General features: G+C 41.1%; 8 protein-coding genes. 4 read left to right on the top strand and 4 right to left on the bottom strand.

Annotated features, from left to right (window positions below):
* The first annotated feature begins 236 nt into the window (after positions 1-236).
* Positions 237-656, top strand: a complete 420-nt coding sequence (locus tag ORQ98_RS25765) for a hypothetical protein (RefSeq protein ID WP_274691702.1) — start codon at positions 237-239, stop codon at positions 654-656.
* Between the two features lie 159 nt (positions 657-815).
* Here the strand turns inward: ORQ98_RS25765 and ORQ98_RS25760 are convergent, their stop codons facing one another.
* Both ORQ98_RS25760 and ORQ98_RS25755 read right to left on the bottom strand, forming a co-directional pair.
* Positions 816-1,061, bottom strand: coding sequence for a phage antirepressor KilAC domain-containing protein (locus ORQ98_RS25760; protein WP_274691703.1), 246 nt, complete (start codon positions 1,059-1,061; stop codon positions 816-818).
* Positions 1,062-1,447: 386 nt separating this feature from the next.
* On the bottom strand, positions 1,448-2,194 hold the full coding sequence (locus ORQ98_RS25755; protein ID WP_274691701.1) for a hypothetical protein: 747 nt from the start codon (positions 2,192-2,194) through the stop codon (positions 1,448-1,450).
* 338 nt (positions 2,195-2,532) lie between these two features.
* On the opposite strand from ORQ98_RS25755, the gene ORQ98_RS25750 reads away from it, so the two are divergent.
* From ORQ98_RS25750 to ORQ98_RS25740, 3 genes are all read left to right on the top strand, one after another.
* The gene (locus ORQ98_RS25750; protein WP_274691700.1) at positions 2,533-4,299 is read left to right on the top strand and encodes a PAAR domain-containing protein; all 1,767 of its coding nucleotides are present in this window, start codon (positions 2,533-2,535) and stop codon (positions 4,297-4,299) included.
* Positions 4,274-4,735 carry an SMI1/KNR4 family protein gene (locus ORQ98_RS25745; RefSeq protein ID WP_274691699.1) on the top strand — a complete coding sequence of 154 codons (462 nt, stop codon included), beginning with the start codon at positions 4,274-4,276 and terminating at the stop codon, positions 4,733-4,735. The genes ORQ98_RS25750 and ORQ98_RS25745 overlap by 26 nt, the downstream gene beginning before the upstream one ends.
* 67 nt (positions 4,736-4,802) lie before the next feature.
* Positions 4,803-5,150 carry a hypothetical protein gene (locus ORQ98_RS25740; RefSeq protein WP_274691698.1) on the top strand — a complete coding sequence of 116 codons (348 nt, stop codon included), beginning with the start codon at positions 4,803-4,805 and terminating at the stop codon, positions 5,148-5,150.
* 155 nt (positions 5,151-5,305) lie between these two features.
* Here ORQ98_RS25740 and ORQ98_RS25735 read toward each other — a convergent pair whose 3' ends face one another.
* Positions 5,306-5,515, bottom strand: coding sequence for a DUF6538 domain-containing protein (locus tag ORQ98_RS25735; RefSeq protein ID WP_274691697.1), 210 nt, complete (start codon positions 5,513-5,515; stop codon positions 5,306-5,308).
* A 179-nt stretch (positions 5,516-5,694) separates the two neighbouring features.
* A complete protein-coding gene (locus ORQ98_RS25730; RefSeq protein ID WP_274691696.1) occupies positions 5,695-7,854 on the bottom strand; it encodes a S9 family peptidase in 2,160 nt (719 codons plus the stop codon).
* Positions 7,855-7,913 lie beyond the last annotated feature (59 nt).

Below are 7,913 nucleotides of genomic sequence, written 5' to 3'. Positions count from 1 at the left end.
TCCATTATGAATGCTCGAGTATACAGCTTTTTGCCTGCTAACATAGTCCCCCAGGAATCCATATAGAGCCTAAATTATTTATTGATTGAGGTCCTTTCAGTTAAGGAGATAATGAGAGTTATCTTTAGGTTTGCGCTTTTGTATTAAGCTGTATTGTGTCTAACTTTTCTTGTTGTTAACATCAAAAAGTACTAATAAAGTGCAATAAAATGGAGTTTAATTTTAGGGTTTCTAAAATGCTTAAAAAAACAACGCTTGCTTTACTCACTACAAGTCTGCTTTCAGGAAACGCACTAGCCGGAATAACGCTGTGTAGTACCAATTATCCTAATGAAATAGTTTTTCACTGCGACCACAAACTAGCTCCTTTCCCAATACCTGCAAGTGAAAACAGTACTCAGTGCTGGTCATTAGGAGGAATTAGTGATGTATCCTGGTTTGCTATGAAAATCCAAGGGCTTGATGGACATTGTGTCCTTGTTGACCATAAAGATAACTTGGTTTTAGGTGGCTTTGATTTATCTATTACTACAAATAACAATGAAGGCAAGGTTTCAAATGCTAGATTTGAGGAAAGCCAGTTTCTAGTAAATATATCCCCTGCGAGTGGTGAGTATTTAAAAGAGGTCACAGTGAATATTATTAACCTGCAATAAGAGAGTTTCCTGGGGTATTTTGATGGCAATTGCTATTAAGGTGCCCCAGGATTAGCTGAGGCTCTATTAATAAGTGGACCAAGACAAAAGGATTAATTATTTATAACTGGCCTTTCATGTGCTCGTAGTTCTTTGTAAGCCAGGATAAGTCCTTATTTGTCACCCTGGTTCCCTCCCGGCTTCCTCATCTACTCCAAGCTTTAAGCAGAAGTAACCCCTAGCCAAATAATACTGATAAGGTACATTCCGTTGTCCTCGCTTGTTGTACAGCACCTTATCTTGCCGTAGCAGCTGATTAAACTTATTCGGTCTAATTCTTAACTGATTAGCTACATCTCTTAGCGCGTAGGTGCCCTTAGTCATCACATATTTATCTACAAAGAGTGCTTTAGGCTCCATGTTTATTATTGTCTGCTGTAGCTCCTTAACTTCCTTCTCCTGTCGCTTAATTGTGTCCTGGGCTAGATGATAGGCTTTGGCTTCTTCCTTCCTGCTCCTGAATATAGCTGAGTAAAGGCCTGACTCGTTGATATTTGTATTATCACCAGATGTAGCACTAAAAATACCCTGTTCTGGTTCATTACTATTGAGTGTAAAGCCATTTTCAAATTAATTGACAGGTTAACGTCTAATAAATGTCATCGAGATGTGACTAAAGGAAAGGTTATTAATGACTAAACTTAGAGTGATGGACACCCCCTACGGGGGGATTTTGGTTCGGTCTATATTCAAAAAGAGCTGACAGAATTTTTACTGAAAATTATTTTGTATAAATCAAAAAGAAGTAGTAATTATAGTGAGTCATTATTGACTTCTTCGAGCTCGACAGATATTCCACTGTGTTTTGCCGAGTCAAAATAAATCCCATCACCAGTTTTATAATCATCTACATATGACTTCATTTCATCAGACTGAGATTCAAAAAGAATAAATCTGTATGTTTTTTGTATATTTACCTTCGTGTTATCTGTTATTACTGTAAATGTAACTTTATACTCTCCTGGTAGCCATACATATTTTGAATTAAATATTTCTTTAAAAGGTAGAACTAAATTTTCACTAGCATAGACCAAAGTATTTTGAGGGACGCTTTCTTTTTTCTTGAGTATCTCATCTTTTAGACTTAACTCTGCATCTCGATATTTTTTATCTTCATCCCGCTTAAAATAATTTAGAAAGTTGACATGATAAGACCATTCATCTTCCGGCTTTAATGTAAAGCTAGCTAATATTACGCTCTGAAGAGTCTTCGTCACATCCGGAATATAGGTCTGTGCAGGAAGGGAAATGACCTTTTCTCCATCACGGCTAATATCCAGTTGTATTTTTTTTATTCTTACTGCGCTTCCTCCTACATTGCGTAACAGCAAATGGACTAGCACATTAGGATTACCTACCTTATGGTATAAAAGTATTCTGGAATATAATTCTAAATCAAGCTTAGCTTTCTTAAGCAAAACCCTGAGTGGAGGTAGCTGAGAAAGAATTAGAGCAACACAAGCTACAAGAAATGACCAAAACCTCCAGTCCGTCATCATCTGTGCCTCGCAAAGTTCCATTGCACTTTTTACGCAAAAATATGTTCACACTCTATTGAAAATAGGCGATTTAATTCTTACTTTTACAACTTACACACCGCCCGCCAGTTAACTATAGGACAAGAAGTCTTAACCTTCAGTCTGCTGACCTTTAAACCGCTTAACTCCACTTAAGCTCTCTCGTTGTATATCTCGCTGATAAGGTTAACTATTCACGACACAAAAACACCTAACCCAATGCACCTCACAAAGTTACCCATCAAAAACAAAGCCCACCTAAAACCCTGATAGACTCCACTGCTCCTGTTGTTCATTGAGTTGTAAGGAAGCATGTAGCAGTGGCAGATTTGGCAAAGGTTGGGGATAAGCATAGCTGTCCTCTCTGTGGTGATAATACAGTTGTAGAAGGTTCCTCAAACACGCTTGTAGATGGGTTCCCAGTTGCCCGAGTGGGCGATAAGACAGCTTGCGGCGCCACCATAGTCACCGGCCTTGGTTGGCTGAACGTAGACAATAAACCAGTTGCAGTACTTGGCAGTGTGACGAGTCATGGCGGAGTAATTGAGGCTAGCTCTACGGCTATTACAGGAACTCCTGGCGGTAGTAGTATATCTCCTTCTGACTTTAATCTTGTCGCTTTCCAAGGCATGAAGTACGCCTTTCAGCAGGATCCAGCAAGGCCAGAGCTAGACGGCAATAAGGGTATGCACTACTTCGGAGACCTAGACTCTTCAGGCCTTGGGTTTAACGCTGCGGTTAATAATGGGACTATTCAAGGAGAAGTAAAGAAGGAGCAGGAGAAGCCCAAGAACTGGGTAAAAATACAACTCGTAGACCAGAACGAAAAGGGATTGGCTGGTGAGGTCTATGTTGTTAAAGACGCTGCTAGTGGTCAGCTCCTTGATACTGGCAACTTGGATGATAGGGGCAATAAACACATTCCCCTACCTGAGCACGTCAAGCAAGTTACTGTTGAATACCCTGAGATACAGCCATACAACCAGTACGACATACATTTAGCCCGGCGCCCTGGTGAAAGTGATGTGTCCTACGCTGAAAGGATACAGGAGCAGGGTAATAAAGCCTTACAGATTAAAGACCCAAAAGCCCGGATACTCCGCTTAGAACAGATTCATAGCGCCCTATTAGCTGACCAAGGCATTAGCAGCCCGATTGATACCGCTAACCCAACAAAAGGTGACATAAGGTGGCTGACGTATATTCAAGGGCTTAAACCTGAAGCCTGGGGTTATCCTGGCATTCCCATACTGAGACGAAGTGAGACATTGCCTCAAAAGGACATGGCTGGGGAAGACTGGGCCATTATGCATAGTGGTGGCGCTTCGGGCTTATATGTTGGTCCTGATAGCCACATGTACGACAGGGGCGAAGCTGTCAGGCAAGGGCTAAGAAGAGATGCCAGCGACAATAATCCCCAACTAAACCAATTAGCCTACATTAAAAAGCTCCTTGCTCAGTATGGTCCTGACGCCGCTATGCAGGAAGCCCAAGAGACTGGGAATGTCATGGGCATGGCTGCTGAAATGGGAGCTTTAGGTGGAGCTATTGGGTCTACCAGAGGCAGGGGGAAAGGCGATAAGAAAGGGAGAAATAGCTATACTCGGGATGGGATAAGCATTGAGGGGGACACTAAAAAGCTTATCCGGGAGCAGGTCTTCAGTTATAAAAATAATGCTAATTATGCGTTGAAACCCTCTCCTAAAAACCCAGAACTTAATCGTTATCAAAAAGTAGGTATTCCACCACATGAACGGCTAAGGCAACAATTTGAAAGTCATGATAAGAAGGCATTTATTAAGCATTGGGCTAACAACTCTAATCAAGCCAAGCGGATACTTAGCCCCCTTGAATTAAAGCTAGCTAGAGAAGATGGACGATTGCCAAAGCGTTACGATGTACACCATATGAAACCGCTTTTTAGAGGTGGAGATAACCGTTACGATAACCTACGGGTGATTCAAAAGAAAGTACATCAAGATAGCACTAAAAAACTGCATAGATATGAAAACGGCAAAAACCCGTATCGGAAAGTATTAAAGGAAAGAGGTATAGACCCCAATGACTCAACGCATAACCTTGAATGAAATTTATCAAGAATTACAGCAAAAACCTTATTATAAAGACCTGGGACGAGGAGCTACTACAGAAGAAATAAAACATATTGAGAACACCTTGCAGGTTAAATTACCTGAATATTATGCTGATTTTTTGCGGCGCTTTGGCTTCATGTTGGGTGATGGGATATGTATTAATGGAGTGTGTCCGTCCGAGTTAGATGATTATGTATCACTTATAGAGTTCACAAAAGATAGGCGCAACGAAAAGTTTTCTGAAGAAGGTATGCAGGCATTAGACTCCAACGCTGTTATTGTTCAAGATAATGGCGAGTCTTATGTTGCATTATTTTGTGAGGGACACCCAAGAGCGGGTGAGGTTGTTTGGCGTTATTTATCTGAAAATTATGTTGATACCAGGACCTTTGAAAGCTTCCCACAGTTTTTAACTTTCTGGCTGGATTAAGGTGGTCTCATTAACCTTATACTACCCACCTACTGGTGATGATATTGAAAATCCGAGCAAGGACTTTTTGAAAACTATTGTACTTGGTGAGTCCGCTGATTATTGGAAGAAAGGCAGTGGTGATTCAGGGATAGAAATAGAAGGGGTTGATGACCGATTAATATTTTTTGCTGATGAGCCTCACGGCTTCTTTGTTATGTTTCATCCTGATTATGAGGTCCCTTACAGCGAAGCCCAGAGTTTTTCAGTAGTTGAGCATACTGTTGGCGGCGAGCCTATGCGAGTTCCTACTTGTTGTTATCTCTCCCGTGATATGGCCTGGGATATAATAGAGCACTTCCTAGATAATCACCAAAAACACCCCAGGCTTAATTGGGTTGATTTATATGATATCGATTTTGACCACAGCTTTTGATTGGCAGAAATATAAAAAACACTTCAACATTCACTTAAGGCCCCTCAAGATTAACTGAGGGAGCCAGAATAAGTTAAACCAGAAGCTTCCTTACGAAACTAAAGTCTATCCGCTGCATACTCTCATTGAGCAGCTTCAAGCTCTTCACTTACAGCTTATCTACGAGCAACATCAGGTAACCCCCGCATTTCATAGATAGCAGCATCAACAGCCCCAATAATAGCGGCTGCTTTTGAGCTGGCTAACCGCTTCGACTTAGTCTGTAAAGAGAAGAAAATCTCCCGTTTACCAAAGGTATGCCTTAAGTCTTCAGGAAGTACCTTTCTGAAGTAATAAGAAGAGTTTCGTAAGAACATATTACGCATCCGTCACCTCATATTTGTAGCAAAGTGCCTAAGAAGGCAAAGCCAGGTAGGACGGATGGTTAAGAACGTTTTTGTAGTAGTTTAAAAGCGCATTTTTGTAGCAAAAGCTAGAAAACTGACAAATTAGTCATGAAAAAGTGGGCCTACAAACAGACACAAAAGAGAAATATTTAGCTCACCTAATCATCCACACCTGCATGATGTAAAACAAACGCATATTCCATAGCTAATTCACGATAAGCTTGATAGCGACCTGATACCCCGCTGTGTCCTGCTTCCATTTCGGTATACAACAGGATTTGATTATTGCTGGTGTCATGCTGGCGAAGTTTAGCTACCCATTTGGCTGGCTCCCAATACTGCACTTGTGAGTCATGCAACCCTGCTGTTATCAACATATTAGGATACGCTTGTCGGGTAATATTATCGTAGGGAGAGTAAGACTTAATGTATTCATAAGCATGACGCTCATGAGGGTTACCCCATTCTTCATATTCATTCGTGGTGAGTGGAATTGTCTCATCCAACATCGTGGTTAATACATCCACAAACGGCACCTCAGCCACAATACCTCGATATAATTCAGGCGCCATATTCGCAACAGCCCCCACTAACAAACCACCGGCACTTCCTCCCATAGCAAACACATTATCTGCCGCACCATAGCCTGCTGAAACTAAATAACGAGTGACATCAATAAAGTCATTAAAGCTATTCAACTTATGATCAAGTCTACCCGCTTCATACCATTGACGACCTAGGTCTTCACCACCACGAACATGGGCCAAGGCATAAACAACACCTCTATCCAGCAAACTTAATCGGGCAGAACTGAAAAAAGGATCTAATGAACTGCCATAAGCCCCATAGCCATAAATTAATAATGGGTGTCCAGCCTGACGGCGAAATCCTTTACGGTAAACTAGTGAGACAGGCACTTTTGTTCCATCTCTAGCAGCCACCATCAACCGCTCTGATTGATAAAGCGAAGGTTTGAAAGCACCGACGACTTTATCCTGCTTCAACAGTACTTTCTGACGTGTACGCATATTGTAGTCGAATACAGAGTCAGGTGTAGTCAGAGAAGAATAACCAAAGCGAAGGATTTCTGTATCCAATTCTTCATTATGGCCTATGTAAGCTGTATAAGCTGGTTCACCAAAGTCTAAATAATGGTCTTTATTATCACTCAACTGGCGTATTCTAAGCTGCAGCAAACCATTAGTACGCTCTGCAATAACCAAAAAACCTTTAAATGCTTCTAAATCTTCCAGAAAGATATCAGCCCGATGAGGAACCACTTCTTGCCATACTTGCTTATCCCCCATATGGCGCTTATCTACAGTCATTAATCGAAAATTTTCTGCCTGCCAGTTAGTTCGAATAAAAAACTTATCTGCAACATCAACAACCTCATATTCATGACCAGACTCTCGACTAACAAATGAAACAGGCTTAGCCAGAGGGTTATTTGCATCTATCAGTTTAATATCACTAGTGCGGGTGCTAGTTAATTCAATCACTACATATTGGTGAGATTTAGTTGTATAAAGGGAAATATAAAACTGATTATCAGTTTCTTCATACACCAGTTGATCTTGTTTTTGATCAGTACCTAGCTCATGCCGATATACCTGATAAGGTAATAAGGTTTTTGGGTGCTTGCGTGTATAAAACAGCGTTTTATTATCACTGGCCCAGGCAATATCACCAGAGGTGCCGGTTAACTCATCAGTCAGCAATTTACCCGTTGTTAAGCTTTTTATATGGATACTATATTGTCTGCGCCCCTGGGTATCCTCTGAAAAAGCCAACAGCTGTTGATTAAAGCTGACTTCAGCCTCTCCCAGCTGATAGTAATTATAGGGCTCAGCGCGTTGGTTCAAGTCTAAGATAATAGTTTCCGTGGCAGTTAAATGTCCTTTTCGTCGACACAGCTTCTCGTACTCATCATCCCCTTCAAAGCGACTGTAATACCAGTAATCTCCCCGCTGATAAGGTACACTACTGTCGTCCTTTTCTAATCGGCCAATCATTTCCTGATAAAGCTGTTCCTGTAAATGCGAGACAGGTTTTAAGCTTGTTTGAGTATAGTTATTCTCTGCCTGTAAATAGTCAAGTACAGGTTGAGCCTTTCTCTCATCATCCCGTAACCAAAAGTAAGGATCTACTCGCTCCTCACCATGAACTTTTAACATTTTGGGCTGCTGCTTGGCAACTGGAGGGGATTTCAACATATTGACAGTATTCTCCACTGGTGTTGATACAACATTATTAGAAATCAGGAGTATAGCCAAGCTAGCCAACCAGATTATGCTACCATTGCTGCACTGTTTCATTGTATTCCTTGTTATACTACACAAATGGTATTACCCACCTACATTTTGCAAGACCTGTT

The organism is Spartinivicinus poritis, from assembly GCF_028858535.1.
In the GTDB taxonomy this organism is placed as follows: domain Bacteria; phylum Pseudomonadota; class Gammaproteobacteria; order Pseudomonadales; family Zooshikellaceae; genus Spartinivicinus; species Spartinivicinus poritis.
Note: the sequence above shows the minus strand (reverse complement) of the source record. Positions and strands in the feature narration are given on the sequence as shown.